The sequence below is a fragment of the Saprospiraceae bacterium genome (assembly GCA_016712145.1).
GTDB lineage: Bacteria > Bacteroidota > Bacteroidia > Chitinophagales > Saprospiraceae > Vicinibacter.
On the sequence record JADJRO010000003.1, the window covers coordinates 252123 to 274857 of the forward strand.

Sequence of the window (22735 nt, forward strand, 5' to 3'; positions counted from 1 at the left end):
CAAAATCAGTAGTCTGTAGTTAACAGTTAGTAGTCAGTGAATGTTGGACCTGCAAGATTGATGCTTTTAAGCTTAACCAAATTGCAGCATTGCAGCATCGAAAAATTGCAGCTTTTTTCCTCTAGCCTCTAGCCTCTATCACATGATTGATGCTTTTGAGCTTAACCAAATTGCAGCATTGCAGCATCGAAAAATTGCAGCTTTTTTCCTCTAGCCTCTAGCCTCTAGCCTCTAGCCTCTAGCCTCTAGCCTATCACCTATCACCTATCACCTATCACCTGCCCCCTATCTTTCCCGCTCTAAATGAATGGCCGCTTTAGGTCCAACCAGAATTGGTACGATTTCTTCTTCGACATTGGACATCTCCAATCCAAAATCTTCAACTGCAGGTAAGCTGAATTTTTTAATCATGCGATAGGTGCGAACTACCCATTGTTCGAAACCGGTCAATGAGGTATCGGCAGAGACGCGGGTATGCAATAATATAAATTTAAAATCTGCATCAATGTGATGCTTGCGTATAGATGGATATGGACTTTTTACACTGACTTCCCCACTGGCAACCATTTGGTCAACAATTTCGTGAAACATCGAATTCACGCGATGTTCTACTTTAAAGCCGAAGCGAAGGTGTACGAAAAAAACTTCTTTCGGTACAATCGTGTCAACATGATAAGATTTCGTGTACGGTTCATCTAAAATTTGAACGTGAACAAACCAATACACATCTGCTCGTTTTGGTTTTTTTCGAAGGATGGAATACATGATGTTGGAATCGATGTATTGTTTGTTTTCAGACATCGACAAATACACCAAATGACTGGAATCTTTAGAAACGGTATTATCATCCTGCAAATCTTTTAAAATCGGGACGTAATCTTTTAATTGGACAAAGCGCGTATGTTTATCGCGTATTTTTTGCGCATTGTATAATACAAATACCATAGTGGCAAAAACCAAGGTCAACAATAAGGTGAACCATCCCCCATGCCACAGTTTATCAAAATTTGAAATAAGAAAAATTGTTTCAAATCCCAGGTAAAATATCAATAAAGTTAAACCAAGCCAGGTTTTATGAAATCTGATTTTGTAATAATAACTAAGCAGCATGGTGGTCATCAGCATATTAATGATAATTGCTAATCCATAAGCCGCTTCCATATTTTCAGATGTTTGGAAGATTAATTGTACCGCAATACATCCAAGCATTAAAAACCAATTGATACTTGGAATGTAGATCTGACCCTTCATGGTCGATGGAAAATTAACCCGCATCCGAAACCACAGATGCAACTTCATTGCTTCATTGACCAGGGTAAAAACACCACTTATTAAAGCCTGACTTGCAATAATGGTCGCAATGGTGGCAACAATAATTCCGATCGGCAAAAACCATTCCGGCATCAACTGATAAAAAATTCGCTGACCTTCACCGATGGGTTGCCCATTTAAATTACTGAGTAGCCAGGCGGCTTGTCCAAAATAATTGAGCAATAAAGCGATGATCACAAAACTCCACCCAATCCGTATGTTTTGTTTTCCGCAATGCCCCAAATCAGAATAAAGGGCTTCTCCTCCTGTAGTACATAAGAATACCGCACCCAATAACCAAAAGCCTTCCGGATAATTTATTAATAAATTAATCGCATAGGAAGGGTTAAGCGCTTTTAATACTTCGGGATACATCTGGATATTATAAAATCCTAATATTCCCAACATAATAAACCAGCAAAACATTATTGGTCCAAATGTTTTTCCGACAGTTGCTGTTCCTACTTGTTGAAAAGCAAAAATGGCGATGATAATCCCAATTACTATGGGGACCGTTTGGATATTAGGATATAATATGGTGAGTCCCTCCACAGCAGCAGAAATAGAAATTGGAGGTGTAATAAACCCATCAGCAATCAGGGTAGCACAACCAATAATCGCAGGGTAAATAACCCATTTTGCATTGTAGCGTCTTACCAGGGCGTATAAGGCAAAAATCCCTCCTTCCCCTTTATTATCTGCATTCAGAGCAAGATAGATGTATTTAATGGTCGTAAGAATGATTAAGGTCCAAAAGACACAACTGACACCTCCCAAAACCAACTCCGGTGAAATGACTTTCCCTTTGGTAATAGCCTGCATAACATACAACGGGGAAGTCCCAATATCTCCGTATATAATTCCTAAAGTAATTAAAAGACCTGCTACACTGAGTTTGTGGTGTTGACCGGCAGAAGCCATTAGATGAAGTTAGAGTATGTATATTTCAAAACAACGGGTAAAAATACACTGGGATGCCAATTTTTTAAGAAAAAATAACAAAGTCTTGTTTTTTATTGAATTCAAGACAATTTTAGCCTTCAGTCTACTAATACATTTCACAAAGTTTTAACCAGTAAAACAGATCGCTTTGGATAGTTTTGTGGTTCTAATAATAAAAATATATGAAATACCTTCTTTTTACATTTTCGGGCTTGTTTCTGTTCAGTTCTTGTAATGCCCAATTTGGCAAACTGCTAAAGCAAGTTACCGGTCAGGATATCAGCACAGACGATGTAGCGAATGGCTTGAAAGAAGCCCTTTCCAAAGGAACCAACAAAGGCACCGAATTGCTTTCCCAAAAAGATGGGTATTTTAAAAGTATCTATAAAATTATGCTTCCGGAAGATGCAAAAAAGGTTTGTGATAAATTGCGTCCGGTACCAGGTTTTGCTTCCATTGAGGAGGATGTCATTGAAAAATTAAATCGCGCGGCCGAAGATGCTGCCATTAAAGCCAAACCAATATTTCTAAGCGCAATTAAATCCATGTCGATTGCTGATGCCTGGAATATTTTAAAGGGTAAAGACAATGCAGCAACACAATATCTCCAATCCACTACAACGGATCCCTTATATGCAGAATTTAAACCAATTATAACGGAATCAATGGAAAAAGTAGGCGCAATCCAAGTTTGGTCATCGGCTGTAAGCAAATACAACCAAATTCCATTTGTAAAAAAGGCCAATCCAGATATGACCGATTACGTGACGCGCAAAGCACTCGAAGGCTTGTTTAAAAAAATAGAGGAAGAAGAAAAAGACATTCGTCACAATCTGTCTTCACGTACCAGCGATTTGTTGAAAAAAGTCTTTTCAAAACAAGACAAGTAGATCAATGCTGCAATGCTACAATGCTGCAATTTTCCAATCAAATATTGCAGGATTGCATCATTGAAAAATTGGAACATTTCTTTCAATGTTCACTGGATGTAAAAAATTGAATATCGGGAAAATTTTCTTGAACCAATTTAAGGGTCCACGCAGATTCTGCTAAGAAAACCAGTTTGTCATCTTTGTCACGTGCAAGATCTTTTTTACGGCGCGCAATAAATTCATCCAGTTTTTTTACATCCTCGCATACAACCCAACAGGCTTTATGCAATTGAATGGCATCGTAACTGCATGCAGCACCGTATTCGTGTTCCATTCTGTATTGGATTACATCAAACTGCAAAACGCCTACAACTCCGATGATTTTTCGTTGGCTGTCTACTTTAATAAACATCTGCGCAACGCCTTCATCCATTAATTGATCCAGTCCTTTTGCAAATTGTTTAAATTTGGACGGATCGGTATTGTTTACAAAACGAAAGATCTCGGGTGAAAATCTGGGGATGCCTTTAAAATGTAATGATTCCCCTTCAGATAAGCTATCTCCGATTTTAAAATTTCCACTGTCAAACAATCCAACAACATCTCCGGGATATGCTTCATCAACAACTTCCTTGCGAGCTGCCATAAAAGAAGTTGGATTGGAAAATTTTAAATTGCGCTGCAAGCGGACGTGGTAGTAATTTTTATTTCGTTCGAAAACACCTGAACAGATTCTGAAAAAAGCAATCCGGTCACGATGTTTGGGATCCATGTTGGCATGAATTTTAAAAACAAAACCGCTCATTTTAGGTTCGCTGGGTTCGACCACACGCTCTTCGGTTTCACGTGCCAATGGAGTGGGTGCAATTTCAACAAAACAATCTAACAATTCACGAACCCCAAAATTATTTACAGCGGAACCATAGAAAACCGGACAAATTTTGCCAGACAAATAATCTTCGCGTTTAAATTCCGGATAAACTCCTTGAATGGTATGTAGCTCTTCCAAAAATTGTTTGTGTGGACGTTGACCCACGATTTCAGATAGCCTTTGGTCTTCAACGCGGTCAATAGACACACTGTCTTCTGTATCCTGCTTTCCATGTGGGCGAAAGTGGATGAACTTTTTTTCATACAGACTGTAAACCCCCTGAAAACTTTGACCCATTCCAATAGGCCAGGAAAGTGGGGTGACTCTTAAATTTAATTTCGTTTCAACTTCATCCAATAAATCGAAAGCATCTTTTCCTTCGCGATCGAGTTTGTTTATAAAAACGATAATTGGAGTGTGCCGCATACGACAAACTTCCACCAGTTTTTCCGTTTGTTCCTCTACGCCTTTCGCTACATCAATGACCACAATGACGCTATCGACTGCTGTTAAAGTTCTAAAGGTATCTTCTGCAAAATCTTTGTGTCCGGGAGTATCCAGGATGTTTATCTGTAAATCACGATATGGAAATGCCATCACGCTGGTTGCCACCGAAATGCCCCGTTGGCGTTCAATCTCCATAAAGTCTGAGGTCGCATGTTTCTTTATTTTATTGGATTTTACAGCACCTGCCGTTTGAATGGCACCCCCAAAGAGCAATAACTTTTCAGTAAGGGTAGTTTTTCCAGCATCCGGGTGTGAAACGATCCCAAAGGTTCGTCGCTTCTGTAATTCTTCAATTTGGCTCATGAGGGCGCAAAAATACTCCAGACCGCGTGCTGTAAATAGAAAACAAGCTTATTTATAAAGAGAATTCAATAGAATCGCTGCAATCAATGGATTTAATATGGATTTTCAAGGGCATTCTTAATATGTGCCAGGTGATGTCGTCCATGCCAGGAATACATTCCAATGGATTCCTGTATACTGATGCTTCGCTGATGTTCCGGATGAATGTAGATTCTGGTATATTCTTCGGGATCAAGTGATTTTAAAAAGACCGACCACCTTAAATGCAGGTTTTTAAGTAGTTGAAGCGAGGCTGTTACGGGCACAGTCTGAACATCTTCCAATGTTGCCCAAACGGATTCAAGATACGGATTGATGGTAGGCTCAACTTGGGTAATCGTCAATTTATGCCGGATGTACCCATTCATGTGGCTGTCTGGAATATGATGGATCACTTGTCGAATGGTCCAACCATCTGGCCGATACTTGAAAATCAATTGTTCGTCCTGTAGATCTTTTAATAGTTCATCCAGCTGTTCCGGTAATTGTGCAATGTCTTGAATCCATTCCCGGACTTCAGATTCCTGGTAAACCAATTTAGATTTCCAACGACCTATCGGAAATTTTAAAACTTCTAGATCCATAGCGTATCAGGGTAAATGGTGAATATTTATCAAGCTGATTCTCAAAATTAACGTCACAAAATGGAATTTGTTGGGAATTGTCAGACCAAACCTTTCGTTAACCACTCCAGACGCTCAGCCCTCCAGACCTCCAGCCCTCCAGACCACCAGACGCTCAGCCCTCCAGACCACCAGACGCTCAGCCCTCCAGACGTTCAGCCCTCAAGACGCTCAACCCTCCAGACGCTCAACCCTCAAGACGCTCAACCCACCAGACGCTCAGCCCTCCAGCCCCCAGACCTCCAGACGTTCAGCCCTCCAGACGCTCAGCCCTCCAGCCCCCAGACCTCCAGACGTTCAGACCTCCAGACGTTCAGACCTCCAGACGCTCAGCCCTCCAGACGCTCAGCCCTCCAGACGCTTAGCCCCCCAGCCCTCCAGACGTTCAGCCCTCCAGACGCTCAGCCCTCCAGACGCTCAGCCCTCCAGCCCCCAGACCTCCAGACGTTCAGCCCTCCAGACGCTCAGCCCTCCAGCCCCCCAGACCTCCAGACGTTCAGACCTCCAGACGTTCAGCCCTCCAGACGCTCAGCCCTCCAGCCCCCCAGACCTCCAGACGTTCAGCCCTCCAGACGCTCAGCCCTCCAGACGCTCAGCCCCCCAGCCCTCCAGACCTCCAGACGTTCAGACCTCCAGCCCCCCAGACCTCCAGACGTTCAGACCTCCAGACGCTCAGCCCTCCAGACGCTCAGCCCTCCAGACGCTTAGCCCCCCAGCCCTCCAGACCTCCAGACGTTCAGACCTCCAGACGCTCAGCCCTCCAGACGCTCAGCCCTCCAGCCCCCAGACCTCCAGACGCGCAGCCCTCCAGACGCTCAGCCCCCTAGTCGATCCTATTAAACATAAATAACAATTGATTTACTAAAAACCCTCATTCATAGGCTTAAATTTGTCCGAAATATTTCAATATGGAGGCATTTGATCTGATAAAAAAATTGGTGGGTCGGGATGAAATCAATCATCTGGCAAAATTTACCGGAGAATCTGATTTGATCTGCTCTAAAGCAATGGACAGCTCAATTGCCCTGATTTTAGCAGGCATTTCAGCAAAAGCAAACGATTCAACTAGTTCTATGAAAATCTGGAATCTGATCCGTTTGTTTTCAGGAACTGCAAATTGGAAAGATCAAACGCCTTTGTTGTTTAGCGGACAATTACCAGACAGTTTGCCAGGATCCACTGGATCAGATTTACTTGCAATGTTGTTTGGAGGAAATTCCAGCAGTTTAAAATTTATAAGTCAGGTAGCTGGATTTAAATCAGACAATGCAGCTGGAAAAGTACTTTCGATTGCAGCACCGCTGGTATTGCATGTTTTAAAAGAACAAATCAGCCACGGACAGATGGAGTTACCGGGATTTTATGCCTGGTTGGAAAAATCCAAAGAAAAATGGGATTCTATCTTGCCATCTGGATTCAGCAGTTTATTAAGTTTAACAAAAAAATCAAGCCATACCATAGAATCTAAAACGCAGGTTGAAACAGCTCCATCTGGTTCCTTGTGGTGGCTGTACCTTACAGGACTTGTAGCATTGATTGCAAGTTTGTTTATGTTGTTGCAAAAATGCAACCGGGAAGAACTGACTGATAAAGCAAATCGTGCAGTACAAGTGATGTCGGCAGTGGCAGATTCAGCAAAAATAAGAGCGGAATTGGCTGGAAAACAAGCTCAACAAATGTTGGATTCAACAGGTCTTCGGTTTAAAGAAAGTTGGAAATCACTCGGAAATCAAATGAACATTCGTTTGGGTGAATTTGAATTAAAACTTCCTGAAAAAGGAATTGAAATTAAATTATTGGATTGGATTCAAAGTAAAACCACCAAAGTGGATAAAACCACCTGGTTTAATTTTGACCGAATTCTTTTTGAAACCGGCAGTGCTACTCTAAACAATGTTTCATCAGAGCAAATTGAAAACATTGCTAAAATCATGAAAGCGATTCCTGTAGTTGAATTTAAAATTGGAGGCTATACAGATGCAACTGGAAATCCAGATGCAAATAAGAATTTGTCGCAAGCACGTGCAGAAGCTGTGATGCATGCACTTATCGAACAAGGAATTGATGCTTCCCGTTTATCAGCTGAAGGTTATGGCTCTGAATTTCCGGTTGCAGACAATAATACCCCGGAAGGAAGAGAACAGAACCGACGGGTGGCAATACGAGTTACGAAGAAGTAAATTTTATCAGGTATTATTCTGATTTAGTTTGCCTCCATTCCTGTAGAAGCTATTCTAAAATTATTTTTTGAAAATAAACGGATTTGCCATTCGAGCTTATTCGTGCCAAGAGTATTTTATCTTTTATAAAATTTAATGGAATTGATTCTGTTAACTGATTTAGTATTGATTTATAAATCAATTGACCTTGTAAGTTATAGAATTCAACAAAACTCTTGTTAAAATCAAAGTGATTGGGTAATTGAATATAAATAAAATCAGTCGCAGGATTCGGGTAAATGCTGAATGTCGAATTTACATCAACATGCTTATTTTGAACAATTTCATTGGAATACTTTGCAATATAAGCCCTGTTTGGAATGGAGTAATCTGAAAGTCCTGCGGTGCCGGTAACATAGTAATTTCCTGCTGAATCTAACGCCAGTTCATTATTTGAATTGCCTTCATGTAAGAAGGCTTTTTTATCTTCCCACAAGACGTCTCCGAATGTAGAGAGTTTAATAATAATTGAATTGCTAATAGGTCCTGTAATGTAGGATCCTTCTGTTCCAACGATCAAGATAACTGAATCGGATGATTCTTTTAAATCAGTAAATATTTTAAAAGGTCTACTTCCTCTACTTGGTTTCTCAGGTCTAAACGTTTTACGCCATTTCAACTGACCTGTTGTATCAAATTTACAAATAACTCCATAAATGGTAGAGTCCAAAGCATAACCCATTAAATAATATTCATTACGATTTGATAAAATTGCTTTTTGAAACGTTTTAAAGAAGGTATCAATGCGAATCGAAACTACGGCTGTGTCATAAGGAGCAGTAAAATGTTCAAAATACAAGCTGTCGTTTTTTCGAAGAGAATACATACTGTGATAATTAAAAAATCCTCCAATAGCTGTATATGGATATTTCAAATTTCCTTTAATATTTGAATAACTGTTGTTGTAAAAAGAGTATTCAAAATACAGCGTGTTAGCATCTGTGTTGTATCCGACGACGCATAGCGTATCGTGTTTTAAATAAGCTTGATAAATGGTTACAGGCTCCCAAAAATAGGTTAGAATATCCGCAAGGCTGGAATCTATTGAGTAATCAAACGGATTAATACGCATGAGTCTTCCATCATAGAGCAACAGGGCTATTTCTCCATTTGGCAGCACCCCCTGAAAAGCAACAGAACTTGAATAATTTCTATTTTCAAAAGTATATGTTTTTAAATGTTGGCCACTTGAGTCAAATAGACCACAGAATATTAAATTGGAATGTTCCATATACCCTGATACAATATAAACCTGATCCGAAACTTTGTTGATCTTATGTGCCCTAGATACCGTTTTGTAGGTATAAATCCAATCCAATTTTTGGCTATTCAGAGCGCTCTGAAAAACAAAAAACAATAGAATTAATAAGCAACAAGGTTTAGTGTACATAGTGAATAGCTTAAACGTATTTTTTAAATATCAAACCAAAGCAAAGCATGCAACGGATCAATTGAATGCCAAAACCTTACGAAATACTTAAAAAGGCTTAAAAAAAATTGATTAATTCAAAATAAAAATACAAAAAAGTTTGCAACTATTAAAAACTGTTTAAATTTGGGACAAATTAGTCTTAATTGATGTTCTGATATGCGCGCACTCTCAAAAGCCACTATATATTGCCTCCGGGCGCTCATGTACGTAGCATCAAAGAACGAACAGGACAATTATGTAAGCATTGGAGAAATCTCTGATGAACTGGATATTTCATTTCACTTTTTGACTAAAACCTTTCAGACTTTGAATCAACATGGATTGTTGGAGTCGCACCGGGGTCCACACGGAGGGATTATTCTGAAAAAACCAAGTAAGGATATTTATCTAATTGACATTGTGCATATTCTGGAAGGGGAGGATTTTTTTGATAAATGTTTGTTGGGTTTACCTGGCTGTGGCGAACGGGAACCTTGTCCTGTTCACAACTTTTGGAAAAATGTAAAGGGCAATTTGCAAATGGAATTTAAGAAGACTTCCTTGCAACATTTGGCTAAAGCTATAAATATGGGTAAAATGCGCTTGTAAGGAGGGCTATTTTTTTGCATCTAATTAAGATAAAATAGTCTTAAATAGATTAAAAACTTTAAATACTAATTTATAATATAAAAATTCATAAAATGGAATCAAACGGACAAAATGGCCAGGGAAGCAATGGTGCTTCAGCCACTAAAAATATTAGCTACATCATGAATACAAAAAATTGGCGAGGGCCGCTGATTTTTATATTGATTATAAGTATCCTGGGTGTAGGGATGATTGGATTTCAGACTTACATCGATGCCCCTCCGATGACTGGTTTTAAAGATGCAACCGGAGCCGTGGTGATCGATCAAAATACAATTGAACGAGGGCAAGAAGTCTTTCATAAAAAAGCACTGATGGAGTATGGCAGCTTTTTTGGTGATGGTGCGCAGCGAGGTCCTGATTATACAGCTGAAGCGTTGCATTGGATTACGGTCTACATGAATGATTATTATATCACTGAAATAAAATTTAAAACAGGAAAAGAGGTTGACTTGTATGAAGTAAAACAAATTAATGAAAAAGTTAAAGTCGAATTAAAAGAAAATGCGTTTAATAAGGCGGAAAATATTGTTTCACTTTCAGTGGCACAATCCTATGCCTTACAACAATTGAAAAAACATTACACAGATATATTTATTGATAAAAATTCAGGAGCAGGTTTTCCTCCTAAAAATTATATAGCCAACCGGGAGGATGTGGCGGATTTAGCATCCTTTTTCTTCTGGGGTGCCTGGGTGTGTGTGACCCAAAGGCCGGGCAGTTCGTTTAGTTATACCCACAATTGGCCCTATGATCCACTTGCTGGGAACACCCCAACGTCTCCTGTAATTTTGTGGAGTGTATTGGGCTTGTTGGCCTTTGTGTTGGCTTGTGGTGTGGTCCTATATTTTATTGGTCAGTACAATCAATTGCCCAATAAATTTTTCAAGCCTCCGAAAAGGGATTTATTTACTTTGGAACGTGTAGCTGCATTTAAACCTACAGCTACCCAGAAAGCTACCTTCAAATTTTTCTTTGTAGCCATCCTATTATTCTTTTTACAAGTTTCAAGTGGATTATTTACCATCAATGATTTTATAAACTGGATGTCTTATTTGGGCATTCACATTACAGAGGATCTACCGGTTACAATTTCCAGATCCTGGCATCTTATGTTGTCTTTGTATTGGATATCAACTTGTTGGATCGCTTCCTCTATTTTTATCTTGCCGATCTTAGCCAAGAAAGAAGTGCCTGGGCAATTGCGAATGATCAATACCTTGTTTGTTCTATTGTTTGTTTTAGTAGGTGGTTCATTGCTCGGTATGGTTTTAGGTCCTCTCGGATTGATGGGAAAATGGTGGTATTGGCTTGGACATCAAGGATGGGAATTTGTTGACTTTGGTAAAATGTACCAGGTTTTACTAATGGGTATATTTATCCTCTGGGGAGTGATTGTATATCGGGGAATAAAACCAGCTTTTATTGCAGGTCAGCCTTGGAATTTACCAAACTGGATTATGTATTCTGTAATTGGGATTCCCCTTTTATTTTTATCTGGATTTGTTGCAAAGCCAGAAACCAATTTTGTAATTGCTGATTTTTGGAGATGGATGGTGATCCACATGTGGGTAGAAGCATTTTTCGAGGTATTTATCACCGTGATTGTCAGTTACCTGATGGTGTTGATGGGATTGGTGAGTCGACAAGCTGCGATCCGGGTTGTTTATTTTGCAACTATTTTATTTTTAGGAACGGGCTTGCTTGGTATTTCACATAATTTTTATTGGAACGCCAAACCGGTGGCAACCATGGCATTGGGATCTGTTTTCTCCACCTTGCAATTTGTACCATTAATTCTGTTGACTGTTGAAGCATGGAGATTTAAAAACATGCCTAAGATTGCAGTGGGTGATGTTGATCATAAATCACTTCAAAATTTTGGGTTCCCGGAAGTTTTTAAATTTTTAGTAGCTGTCAATTTTTGGAATTTCTTTGGTGCAGGGGTATTGGGCATTATCATTAATTTGCCTATCATGAATTACTTCGAACACGGAACCTACCTCACTGTAAATCATGCACACGCAGCCTTAATGGGTGTTTATGGAAATATTTCACTGGCCGCTTTATTATTTGCATCCCGTTTATTGATAAAAAGTGGACGATGGAATGACCGGGTTGTAAATTTCTCCTTTTGGTCTATCAACGCCGGATTGATGTTGATGGTAGTCCTGGATTTATTTCCTGCTGGATCCATCCAATTTAAAGCAGTAGTCGAACAAGGATTGTGGTATGGTCGTTCGCATGATTTTGTTGATTATGGAATATTCAATTCACTCACTTGGATGCGGGGTATCGGTGCTTCTGTTTTCTTTTTTTGGAGGCGTCATTCCATTGACCTGGTTTATCGTGTCACGGGCAAATGCGCTGAAAACAAAAGCAACAGACATTAAACAAATGGATGAAGCAATTCATGAAGAAGTAGATGAAAAAGTATTGGAAGAAGTAGTTATGTAATTCAATAATTAATGGCATTCATGTTAACTTTTATCGCCACGAATGCACGAATTGAAGACGAATAAATTTCATTTTTTCATTATCATTCGTCCTCCACTCGTGCATTCGTGGCATTTCTTAATTCTAATTTGGCAATTAAGATCCTTATTTATAAATCAATAAATATTTAGCGATGATTAAATAAATAGAAGAAAAAAATTATTCTATTTAAAAATTAAATATTACAATTTTGTTATATATTTGAGATATAATTGTCTTAATAATAATTTGACTCTTCAATGGGTCAGAATAGAATTACTTTTTCAAATTTTAAATATGCCAGACTGGGTCATCAAACGAAATGGAGAATACCGTCCTTTTCAATTTAATAAAATTGAAGATGCGCTGCAAAAAGCATTTTTAGGACAAAACAAAGCCTTGAATTTAAAATGCTTGCGTACCATTCAAAACTATTTAAATACAAAAACCTGTTGGGCAGTTGAGGATATCCAAGATCTCATAGAAAAGACCTTATTTGATTTTATTGAATTTGATGTCATGCGGGCGTTTATGCTGCATCGGCACACACGTAAATTGCAACGGGAGCATGTACTTGGTTTAAACGATGATACCAGCTATATTGATTGTTCGCAAACTGTAAATGAATATGTTTACCAAACCGATTGGCGCATTAATGCAAATGCAAATACTTCCTATTCCAGTGCCGGATTAATCAACAATGTCGCCGGTAAAGTGATTGCTAATTACTGGTTGGATAAAGTATATACAAAAGAAGAAGGGTATGCGCATCGAAATGGAGATTATCATATCCATGATTTAGATTGTCTTACAGGCTATTGTGCAGGTTGGAGTTTGCGCATGCTATTAAATGAAGGTTTTAATGGAGTACGGGGCCGCGTGGAGAGTCGGCCTCCTGCTCATTTTAGAGAAGCTTTGGGTCAAATGGCTAATTTTCTTGGTATTCTTCAAAGTGAATGGGCCGGAGCACAAGCATTTAGTTCGTTTGATACTTATTTAGCTCCATATGTTTTTAAAGACCAACTCAGTTTTGCAGAAGTATTAAAAGCAATTCGGAGTTTTGTTTATAATTTGAATGTACCTGCCCGCTGGGGACAATCACCTTTTACGAATATAACCTTGGACTGGACGGTCCCAAAAGATTTACAAGATCAATTTCCAAGTCGCAAGGACCAGCATCTTTTTAAAGACATACAGGATGAAATTATTTTAGCTAAATCGAAAGATCGGGGTGTAAGCAAGCCAGATGAATTGTGTTACAGGCATTTCCAGGCTGAGATGAATTTAATAAACAAAGCGTATTATCAAGTAATGACAGAAGGCGATGCAAATGGACAGCCTTTCACCTTTCCCATTCCAACTGTCAACATTACAGAAGACTTTGATTGGTATGGTGAAAATACCGACCTCCTTTTTGAGAATACAGCAAAAATTGGTTCATCATACTTTCAAAATTTTATAGGGAGTCAATTTATGTTGGATGAACAGGGAATCCGGGTTGAAAACCCGAATGCCTACAAGCCCAATGCCATTCGCAGCATGTGTTGTCGACTGCAATTGGATTTGCGCGAATTATTAAAACGGGGTAATGGCTTATTTGGAAGTGCGGAAATGACTGGAAGTATAGGCGTCGTAACAATTAATATGGCACGCTTGGGGTATCTCTATCAAAATGATGAAGCCGCTTTAATGCTCCGCTTGGATCAGTTACTTGAATTAGCCAAGTCGAGTTTAGAAAAAAAGCGCGAATTTATTCAGGGTTTATTTGATCGGGGATTGTATCCTTATACGAAGCGCTATTTGAAAAACTTGAAAAATCATTTTGCAACCATCGGTGTAAACGGAATGAATGAAATGATCCGTAATTTTTCAAAAGATCGCCATTCCATTGCGGATGAATGGGGTCGTGATTTTGCACTTCGAATTTTGGATTTTATACGCAGTCGTATATTAGAATTTCAAGAGATCACCGGCAATTTATATAATTTGGAAGCGACCCCGGCAGAAGGCACTACGTATCGCTTTGCAAAGGAGGATAAAAAGCGATTTGAAGACATAATTCAGGCAGGTTTTGGTGATAATATTTATTATACGAACAGTTCGCAGCTCCCTGCACATTACACTGAAGATCCATTTGAGGCACTGCTCCAGCAAGATGAATTGCAATGCAAATACACAGGAGGTACCGTACTTCATTTATATATGCGAGAAAAAATTAGTTCGCCTGAAGCTTGCCGAAATCTGGTTCGAAAAGTACTTTCAAATTTCAGATTGCCTTATATCACAATTACACCGGTCTTTAGTATATGCAATACACATGGTTATTTAAATGGCGAACACAGTTATTGCCCAAAATGCGATGCACATATTTTACAATCGATTTTCAGTGAAACTAAAAACTAATTATATGGAAACCAAATTTAAAAATGGATCTGAATCAGAGTTTCTTGAATTGCATCAGGAAAAACGAAGCAAATGTCTTGTGTTTACCAGGGTAATGGGCTACCATCGGCCGGTTGAGAGTTTTAATATTGGTAAAAAGGGTGAACATACAGAACGAAAGCATTTTGTTGAAACAAGCCGTGACTAATTCCATCTATCATATCACACCCTTTACGTTATTGGATTTTCCACATAAGACAGCCTGTATTATTTGGTATGCAGGCTGCAATATGCGTTGCCATTATTGTTATAATCCTGATATCGTAAAAGGTAAAGGGACTATTTCACATGAGGATGCTTTTAAGTGGATTTCCAGCCGAAAGGGATTTTTGGATGGAGTCGTATTAAGTGGCGGTGAATGTTTGATGGATAAAAAGATTGAATCGTTTATTCAAAATTTAAAAGAACACGGTTTTCTGATAAAATTAGATACCAATGGGTCTTATCCAGTGCGATTAAAATCCTTAGTTCAAAATCAACTCATTAATTATATTGCATTAGATTTTAAAGCACTACCAAATCAATTTTATAAAGTAACCCAATCTGGTTTGTTTAATAAATTTCAACAAAGTCTTGAGTTTTTAATTAAAATCAATGCACCTTTTGAAGTCCGGACGACAATCCATTCTAAACTCTTGAGTCCGGATGATTTATTACAAATGGTCCACTATTTAGAGTCCAGAAATTATTCGGGAACCTACTACCTTCAAAATTTCTTTAACAATTGCAAAACCCTTGGTGAACTTCCAAACGATTACCAATTCATTAAACAAGGGGACTTCAGTTCGACTAAATTTGAGATCATCGTGCGGTCTTAAATTATAATTTAAGGTATTGAATGAAAGCCAGAAAAGGGCTTCGCTGCAGCCAAAAAACCTAAAACAAGCTAAAAAGGTCTTAAATAATTTAATTTTTTAAAAATTAAATTTAAAAGTTTTTTATAAACAGGTTCAACTCCTATTTTTGTATAAATAAGACAAACAACTCTTAAATAAATATTAAAATAGTTTTCTATGAAAATCTCGACACGTGTATTGTTTTTGGCCATCGTTTTTTTAGTGGGATCTACGATGTCCTGTAATAAATCGGAAAATACTTCTGGTACCGATGATCTCATGCAATCGCTTGACAATTCGGTGTATCACGAATGGGTTCAAGTGTTTATGGAATTGGACCGCTATGCAGCGTTTTTTAGACCTGGACCAGCTCCAAGAGCATTGGCTTATTTAGGCTTAAGTGCCTATGAAGCTAGTTTAGGAGGAATGCCGGATTACCAATCCCTGCAATATAAAATTGGTATTTCTGATATGCCTGCCATCAAAAAGAATTTGTATTGGCCGGAAGTCATCAATGCATCGTATGCATACCTGATGAACAAATTTTTTGAGGATGTAACTTTTAAAGATAGAAACGGAAATGTGTTGAATAAGCAGGATTATCTAAATATAATTGTCAATAAAGAAAAAGAACTGCGTGCAAAATATCGAAATGCAGCATCTGAAGAATTATTAAATAATTCAGAAGCGCATGGCCGGGAAGTCGCAACGGCTATTTGGAGATTTTCGATTTCGGATCCTATTGGTCACAATGCACATCTCAATCCTTTTCCTGTACCAGTAAATGCCCAAGGTTGTGAATGGATTCCTACGGATCCAATTACTGTTGCAGATCGTGGTTTGTTTTCTCAATGGGGTAAAGTGAGAAGATTTGCAGTAACACCTGGTGATATGGATGCATTGGTTTCTCCTTATACCTGTAATTCCGATACAAATTCAGTAATTTATGCACAGGCTTACGAAACGTATGTAGTTACAAATCTTGCACGCAAAGAACCTAAAGGGGACATGGAGCACATGGCCGAATTTTGGAGTGATGATCGGGTAGGTTGGACTTTTAGTCCGCCTGCAAGAATGGTAGCAATTGCGGATCAAATAGTCAATGAGGAAGATTTCAATTTGGAGAAAACTTGTTTATTATATGCCCAAATTGGGATGGCATTAAGCGATGCTGCCGTAATTTGCTGGTACAATAAATATAAATACAATGTGGAACGCCCCATTACCTATATCCAAAGAGAAATTGATGCAAAATTTACCATCCCTTGGTTGGGTTTTACACCACCATTCCCAGCTTACCCTTCAGGACATGCAACATTTGCGTTTTCTGGAGTGGGTATTTTAGAAGCTTTTGTAGGCGGCAGTTATCCGTTTACAGATTTTTGCCACCAACAACGAACAGATTTCAATGGACATCCTCGTGCCTATAATAGTTTGCGAGACCTTGCAAATGAAAATGCTTTCAGTCGCTTGCCTCTTGGCGTTCATTACCGCATGGATTACGAAGGCGGCAATTATTGCGGAATTTTAACTGCAAGACGTGTACTCCAATTACCCTGGAGAAGATAAAATTTTTTTATACGTAATTGGCTTAGAGGGCTGTCATACTGGCAGCCCTCTATTTTTAAAAATTCTTTGAACACAGCTCAATTATATCTTCCATTGAACATTGCAAATTGAGCATTGCTCATTGAACATTAAAAATCATGCTTCGAAGAAATAATGCTCAATACCAATAGAGGATTGCCACGAATGCACGAATGGAGGACGAATGGAAGAATGAAGAATTGCCACGAATGCACGAATTGAGGACGAATAAATTTTATATTTCAATTGAACATTGCTCATTGAGCATTGCTCATTGAACATTAAAAATCATGCTTCGAAGAAATAATGCTCAATACCAATGGAGGATTGCTACGAATGCACGAATTGAAGAAATAAGAATTGCCACGAATGCACGAATGGAGCACGAATTGAGGACGAATTGAAGAAGGAAGATTTGCCACGAATGCACGAATGAAGGACGAATAAATTTTATTTTTCAATTGAACATTGCTCATTGAAAATTGTACATTGAACATTAAAAATCATGCTTCGGGGAATAAATGCTCAATATTCAATGCTCAATGTTCAATGACTAATGAGGTCTATCTTGAAACATTGAACACCTACCACTAACAACTAACAACTATCAACTAACAACTATCAACTATCACCTAAATCACCTAAATCACCAATCCTTCCAACTGGTACACAGGATTCCATCTTACAACACACACATCCTTGGATTTTGGATCTTGTCTTAGAATTTTAGCAGGCATATCATTTGATGGTGGAGATCGTTTGATTCCATGGATTGCCATTGGATTTTGATTAAAGGGTCTTTTTACATGTTTCCAGTCAAATTTTAAACCACTCAACTTTTCTATTTCTTCCAATCGAACTTGATAGGTTTGACCATCCTTAAATTGAATGTGTTCAAAAAAATCATCGTCCGTCATTTTACAAAGTAATTTCGAATTTACAGTTAATGGTTTTTGTATGATACCATCTTCAATTAAAAAGGATTCCTGACTTTGTACAAAGCCAACAGCGTATGATTTATTATCAGATTTTTTCCATACAACCACCTTCCAAAATAAATTTGGTATTTGTATGTAATGATTATCAAGAGGTGTAATAAAACTTCCATCGGTAGGTGCTAATATAGGTCCTGTAAATACGCACACTTTTACATTCAATGTATCTGCACCTGTATGTAAAATATTTGCCTCTAGGTCGGCCCAAATATCCCTGTTTAATTTTTCATGCTGGGGCGCACAATTGGTAAAAATGAATGTTTGTGCGCCTGCTTTTAAACTGATTTCTTTATCGCCCCATTCCGGATCTTCCCTGCGAACCAAATGCCCTTTGTCAAATTTACTTTGTTCTGCACGATACAGTTTATTGCCAAGCTGCTCATGATTTGCGATTCTTTTCTCCTCTTTCCAGGATCCTTCTCTGGAATTGTTTTGCCAGCAGGATCCGTCAATATTTACAGCAGTAAAATACGCAAGCCTTCTGCTTTTACACATCACGACACTGTAATGAATATAATCTAATTTGTATTTCTTGCCTTCATATTTGATCATATCCTGTTTTTGGCTGGCAGATAATTTTGGAAGCGGGAGATAATACGCTCTTCCTAAAAATCGTGGGTTGTATCCAATATGTGAATCCATAGCTCCCTATTAAAAAGCTCCTGTATCAAACCAACCTGCTTTTACTAAAGACCAAATATCTTCGGCCAGTCTATTTTCAAAATATTTATAAGGCAACCAGCCATAGCCATCTTTACCCCATTCAGTTCCCCATGAATTTCGAATCATAAAGGCTCCGGTTGTTTTGGAATTATCATCTTTATTGACAATTACTTTTTTATCATCATATCCAATAGCAATCACTGCATGACCACCTACCACGGTATCGGTATTTTTTGGATAAGGAATTGCACCACCATTTGTGGTTGATTGATCCAAAACGCTTTGGTAACAGGTAAATCCGAACATGCTGGGCAATCCAGCGGCCATATTCTTTTTCATACTGGCAATCGCAGCAGTTGGTGTAGTGTTTCCAGAATCCAATCTGTAATATTTTAAGCCTTTATAACTTTGAGCAAATGAATAGCAAAATGCAGAAGGTTCTTCTTCAAATTTTGAAATCACATAGGGATAATATTTTTCAGGAGGTGTACCAAAAGCAGCTAGTGCTTGCATGGCTGTTCGTAAATAGGCACCGGTATCTCCGGTCCACATCAGTAATTTCCTCGAAACTTTATATAAAAACAATCGACTTCCATCAATGTATTTTCCATAAGCACGTTGTTCGAAATATTCTAACAAACCAATCGCGGCATGCGCAGTGCAGGCACCCAGACTTTTTTGATCTTCAATAGGCGAACAATAGGAACTTAGGTCAATAGAGATAGGAACCTTTAATGGCTTTTCTGTCTTTTTACTTCGTTTACTTAAATGTAAACCATGTACATTTTTTAGTTGGTCAACAACTAGTGGTGTTTCCGGAGTAAAGGCACGGCAATCTGGGCGAGCCGGTATCCAACCCATACCCTTTGCAATTAAATCCATATAACAATTTTAAAATGAACAATCGTAGAGGAAGCTTGATAAAAACGGATCGTATTCATTGAAAGTCCGGCTATCAGAATCCGGACACAAAATCGCACTTAAGATAGTAAGAACTTTTAAACTGAATCCAATAAAATTTACATTAATGAATTTATTTTTGCATGAATGCTTGTAAATCTGTTTATTAGATAGAATTTGGGTTTTTAAATTATAGTCCAAAAGGACCAACAGAATGCTTCTTTAGTAAAATAAACCTTCAATTCCCTTTAGTTAAATGGATTCTGTTCCAAATTTTATAATCGTTATAATCTCTCTATCTTCACCCTTGTAATGACTATGAAAAAATTATTTTTATTGGATGGCCATGCATTGGTTTACAGAGCCCATTATGCATTTATAACAAGGCCCCTCATCAACTCAAAAGGATTAAATACTTCAGCCATATCCGGATTTACCAGGACCCTGTGGGATATTATCCAAAATGAGAAACCAACACATCTCGCAGTTGCATTTGATTTGTCAGGACCAACCTTTCGGCACAAAGAATTTCCAGCATATAAAGCAAACCGGGAAGCACAACCAGAAGATATCAGTAAGGCATTTCCTTATATTGAAGAATTGGTTAAAGCGTTTAACATTCCAATTATTACAGTAGAGGCTTTTGAAGCAGATGATGTCATTGGTACCATTGCAAAACAAGCAGCCAGAGAAGGCTTTACAGTTTATATGGTTACTCCGGATAAGGATTACGGACAATTGGTTGAAGAACAAATATTCATGTATAAACCATCCCGTCAAGGAAATGGAGTTGATATTTTGGGTCCGAAAGAAATTACAAGTTCATGGGGTATTCAACGGGTAGATCAGGTGATTGATTTATTGGGATTGATGGGGGATGCAGTTGATAACATTCCAGGAATCCCAGGCGTTGGTGAAAAAACTGCGGTTAAATTATTGGAAGAATTCGACACGATTGAAAATTTAATCAAACACAAAGATCAATTAGCGGGTAAACTAAAAGAGAAAGTAAATGAACATGCTGATTTAGCCTTGCTAAGTAAAAAGCTGGCAACGATTGATATCCATGCGCCAATCCAGTTTGATGAAAAAATGTATCGGATTGAGGGATTTGATAAAACCAGATTGGCCGAATTATTTCGTCAGCTGGAATTTCGTACCCTTGCACAAACAATTTTAGGTACCGTAGAACCAGTGCAATCCAGCTTATTTGGTGAACCTCCTGAACAAAAAAGTGAAGTACCTGAAAAAGAATACAAAGTAGCAGATCATGATATTTCAAATACAATTCACACATATCATTTAGTTCAGACAGATAAACAAATTGAAGAATTGCTTGCATCATTAAATAAGGCCGATATCATTTCATTTGATACAGAAACCACTGGGATTGATGCCAATCAGGCAGAATTAGTTGGAATGTCTTTTTGTATAAAAGCAACGGATGCATATTATGTCCCGGTTCCGGATGATGCGAATCAAGCAAACGCATTGGTTAAAAAATTTAAACCATTATTGGAAGATAAATCTAAAAAATTTATCGGCCAGAATATCAAATACGATATGTTGATGATGCGCTGGTATGGTGTTGAAATGCCAGCTCCGGAATTTGATACCATGATAGCCCATTATTTATTGGAACCGGATCACAGACACAAGTTGGACTATTTAGCTGAGGCTTATCTCAATTATAAAATGGTTGCCATCGAAGAATTAATTGGCAAAAAGGGATCCTGTCAAGGAAGTATGCGTTATGTGCCTTTAGAAAAAATTAAGGAATATGCTGCCGAAGATGCAGATATGACCTTGCAGATATATAAAATATTAAAAGAGGATATCGTGAAAGAGAATCTTGAAAACTTAATTCATGATATAGAATTACCCCTAGTGTCCGTGTTATGCGAAATTGAATACGAAGGTGTTAAAATTGATGGTAAGTTTTTAAATGATTACAGTAAAGTACTGGAAACTCAGATTATTGATGCTGAAAAATTAATCTACAAGAAAGCTGGCGCGCATTTTAATATTGCAAGTCCGAAGCAAGTAGGAGAGATTTTATTTGATAAACTGAATATTCCGTACAAGTGGAAGAAAACAAGTACCAATCAATATTCAACCGATGAAGAAAAGTTAACCGAACTTTCAGAAGATTTTGAGATCGTAAACGATATATTAAACCATCGTAAACTTTCCAAATTAAAATCAACATACGTTGATGCCTTACCCTTAATGATTAATCCTAAAACAGGTCGAGTTCATAGTTCGTTTAATCAGGCACGCGCTGCAACCGGACGACTTGCATCTGAAAATCCGAATTTGCAGAATATTCCAATCAAAGATGAAGCGGGTCGAGAAATTCGTAAGGCTTTTGTACCAAGAGACGAAGGCCATGTATTGGTGTCTGCCGACTATTCTCAAATTGAATTGAGACTGATTGCAGAAATTGCACAGGAAGAAATGATGTTGGATGCTTTTATAAAAGGGCAGGATATTCACCGGGCCACTGCAGCAAAAGTTTACAATGTACCTTATGAAGAAGTTACTAGTGATCAACGCAGAAATGCAAAGACGGTAAATTTTTCTATTTTATACGGTGCCGGGTCAACCAATATTTCCAGGCAATTGGGAATTTCCAGAGGAGATGCTAAAACCTTGATTGATCAATATTTTAGTACCTATAAAGACTTAAAATCATATATGGCCAATGTCGTTGAAAATGCACGTACCAATGGATACGTTAAGACCTTATTGGGGCGTAAACGGGTTTTGCGGGACATTAATTCCAAAAATGCATTGGCGCGTACGAACGCAGAGCGCGTTGCGATCAACACGCCCATCCAAGGGACTGCTGCCGATATGATAAAAATTGCAATGGTCAATATTCACAAGCGCTTGCACAAAGAACATTTAAATACAAAAATGATTTTACAGGTGCATGACGAATTGGTTTTTGATGTCCCAAAAATGGAGTTGGATACCATTAAAGAATTGGTGAGCTACGAAATGCGTCACGCAATTCCAAATTTAAAAGTTCCAATTGAAGTTGGAATTGATTCTGGTTTAAATTGGTTGGAAGCACATTAATAATTAA

General features: G+C 38.2%; 14 protein-coding genes and 1 pseudogene. 9 read left to right on the forward strand and 6 right to left on the reverse strand.

The features are described from left to right. Positions 1-285 precede the first annotated feature (285 nt). The gene (locus IPK91_13675; protein MBK8298296.1) at positions 286-2232 is read right to left on the reverse strand and encodes a KUP/HAK/KT family potassium transporter; all 1947 of its coding nucleotides are present in this window, start codon (positions 2230-2232) and stop codon (positions 286-288) included. 203 nt (positions 2233-2435) lie between these two features. On the opposite strand from IPK91_13675, the gene IPK91_13680 reads away from it, so the two are divergent. Next, positions 2436-3143: a DUF4197 domain-containing protein gene (locus tag IPK91_13680; GenBank protein MBK8298297.1), complete on the forward strand. Its 708-nt coding sequence runs from the start codon at positions 2436-2438 to the stop codon at positions 3141-3143. Between the two features lie 82 nt (positions 3144-3225). On the opposite strand, the gene IPK91_13685 is transcribed toward IPK91_13680, so the two are convergent. Then, on the reverse strand, positions 3226-4806 hold the full coding sequence (locus IPK91_13685) for a peptide chain release factor 3 (GenBank protein ID MBK8298298.1): 1581 nt from the start codon (positions 4804-4806) through the stop codon (positions 3226-3228). A gap of 92 nt (positions 4807-4898) precedes the next feature. Next, on the reverse strand, positions 4899-5429 hold the full coding sequence (locus IPK91_13690; GenBank protein ID MBK8298299.1) for a putative metal-dependent hydrolase: 531 nt from the start codon (positions 5427-5429) through the stop codon (positions 4899-4901). 947 nt (positions 5430-6376) lie between these two features. Between IPK91_13690 and IPK91_13695 the strand changes: the two genes are divergently transcribed. After that, on the forward strand, positions 6377-7648 hold the full coding sequence (locus IPK91_13695) for an OmpA family protein (protein ID MBK8298300.1): 1272 nt from the start codon (positions 6377-6379) through the stop codon (positions 7646-7648). 49 nt (positions 7649-7697) lie between these two features. On the opposite strand, the gene IPK91_13700 is transcribed toward IPK91_13695, so the two are convergent. Next, entirely contained in the window at positions 7698-9005 is a 1308-nt protein-coding gene (locus tag IPK91_13700) for a T9SS type A sorting domain-containing protein (protein ID MBK8298301.1), read from the reverse strand. 270 nt (positions 9006-9275) lie between these two features. Between IPK91_13700 and IPK91_13705 the strand changes: the two genes are divergently transcribed. From IPK91_13705 to IPK91_13730, 6 genes and pseudogenes are all read left to right on the forward strand, one after another. Further along, on the forward strand, positions 9276-9707 hold the full coding sequence (locus tag IPK91_13705; GenBank protein MBK8298302.1) for an Rrf2 family transcriptional regulator: 432 nt from the start codon (positions 9276-9278) through the stop codon (positions 9705-9707). Between the two features lie 92 nt (positions 9708-9799). Beyond that, a pseudogene (locus IPK91_13710) lies at positions 9800-12203 on the forward strand (cbb3-type cytochrome c oxidase subunit I). A 315-nt stretch (positions 12204-12518) separates the two neighbouring features. Then, complete coding sequence (locus IPK91_13715) at positions 12519-14624, forward strand: ribonucleoside triphosphate reductase (GenBank protein ID MBK8298303.1); 2106 nt, start codon at positions 12519-12521, stop codon at positions 14622-14624. A gap of 4 nt (positions 14625-14628) precedes the next feature. Next, positions 14629-14811 (forward strand): hypothetical protein, encoded by a 183-nt coding sequence (locus IPK91_13720; GenBank protein ID MBK8298304.1) that lies wholly within the window; start codon positions 14629-14631, stop codon positions 14809-14811. Further along, on the forward strand, positions 14792-15481 hold the full coding sequence (locus IPK91_13725; GenBank protein ID MBK8298305.1) for an anaerobic ribonucleoside-triphosphate reductase activating protein: 690 nt from the start codon (positions 14792-14794) through the stop codon (positions 15479-15481). Before IPK91_13720 ends, IPK91_13725 begins: the two co-directional genes overlap by 20 nt. A 195-nt stretch (positions 15482-15676) precedes the next feature. Continuing rightward, complete coding sequence (locus IPK91_13730; protein ID MBK8298306.1) at positions 15677-17068, forward strand: vanadium-dependent haloperoxidase; 1392 nt, start codon at positions 15677-15679, stop codon at positions 17066-17068. A gap of 659 nt (positions 17069-17727) precedes the next feature. Here the strand turns inward: IPK91_13730 and IPK91_13735 are convergent. Both IPK91_13735 and IPK91_13740 read right to left on the reverse strand, forming a co-directional pair. Continuing rightward, a complete protein-coding gene (locus IPK91_13735; GenBank protein MBK8298307.1) occupies positions 17728-18723 on the reverse strand; it encodes a DNA/RNA non-specific endonuclease in 996 nt (331 codons plus the stop codon). Between the two features lie 9 nt (positions 18724-18732). Beyond that, positions 18733-19626 (reverse strand): cysteine protease, encoded by an 894-nt coding sequence (locus tag IPK91_13740; protein ID MBK8298308.1) that lies wholly within the window; start codon positions 19624-19626, stop codon positions 18733-18735. A gap of 330 nt (positions 19627-19956) precedes the next feature. Between IPK91_13740 and polA the strand changes: the two genes are divergently transcribed. Next, on the forward strand, positions 19957-22728 hold the full coding sequence (gene polA, locus IPK91_13745; GenBank protein MBK8298309.1) for a DNA polymerase I: 2772 nt from the start codon (positions 19957-19959) through the stop codon (positions 22726-22728). Positions 22729-22735 lie beyond the last annotated feature (7 nt).

Coding starts and splice junctions, on each gene's coding strand:
- IPK91_13680 (MBK8298297.1), top strand. CDS start 2,436: ATGAAATACCTTCTTTTTACATTTTCGGGCTTGTTTCTGTTCAGTTCT.
- IPK91_13730 (MBK8298306.1), top strand. CDS start 15,677: ATGAAAATCTCGACACGTGTATTGTTTTTGGCCATCGTTTTTTTAGTG.
- IPK91_13740 (MBK8298308.1), bottom strand. CDS start 19,626: ATGGATTTAATTGCAAAGGGTATGGGTTGGATACCGGCTCGCCCAGAT.
- IPK91_13675 (MBK8298296.1), bottom strand. CDS start 2,232: ATGGCTTCTGCCGGTCAACACCACAAACTCAGTGTAGCAGGTCTTTTA.
- IPK91_13715 (MBK8298303.1), top strand. CDS start 12,519: ATGCCAGACTGGGTCATCAAACGAAATGGAGAATACCGTCCTTTTCAA.
- polA (MBK8298309.1), top strand. CDS start 19,957: ATGACTATGAAAAAATTATTTTTATTGGATGGCCATGCATTGGTTTAC.
- IPK91_13705 (MBK8298302.1), top strand. CDS start 9,276: ATGCGCGCACTCTCAAAAGCCACTATATATTGCCTCCGGGCGCTCATG.
- IPK91_13690 (MBK8298299.1), bottom strand. CDS start 5,429: ATGGATCTAGAAGTTTTAAAATTTCCGATAGGTCGTTGGAAATCTAAA.
- IPK91_13720 (MBK8298304.1), top strand. CDS start 14,629: ATGGAAACCAAATTTAAAAATGGATCTGAATCAGAGTTTCTTGAATTG.
- IPK91_13735 (MBK8298307.1), bottom strand. CDS start 18,723: ATGGATTCACATATTGGATACAACCCACGATTTTTAGGAAGAGCGTAT.
- IPK91_13695 (MBK8298300.1), top strand. CDS start 6,377: ATGGAGGCATTTGATCTGATAAAAAAATTGGTGGGTCGGGATGAAATC.
- IPK91_13685 (MBK8298298.1), bottom strand. CDS start 4,806: ATGAGCCAAATTGAAGAATTACAGAAGCGACGAACCTTTGGGATCGTT.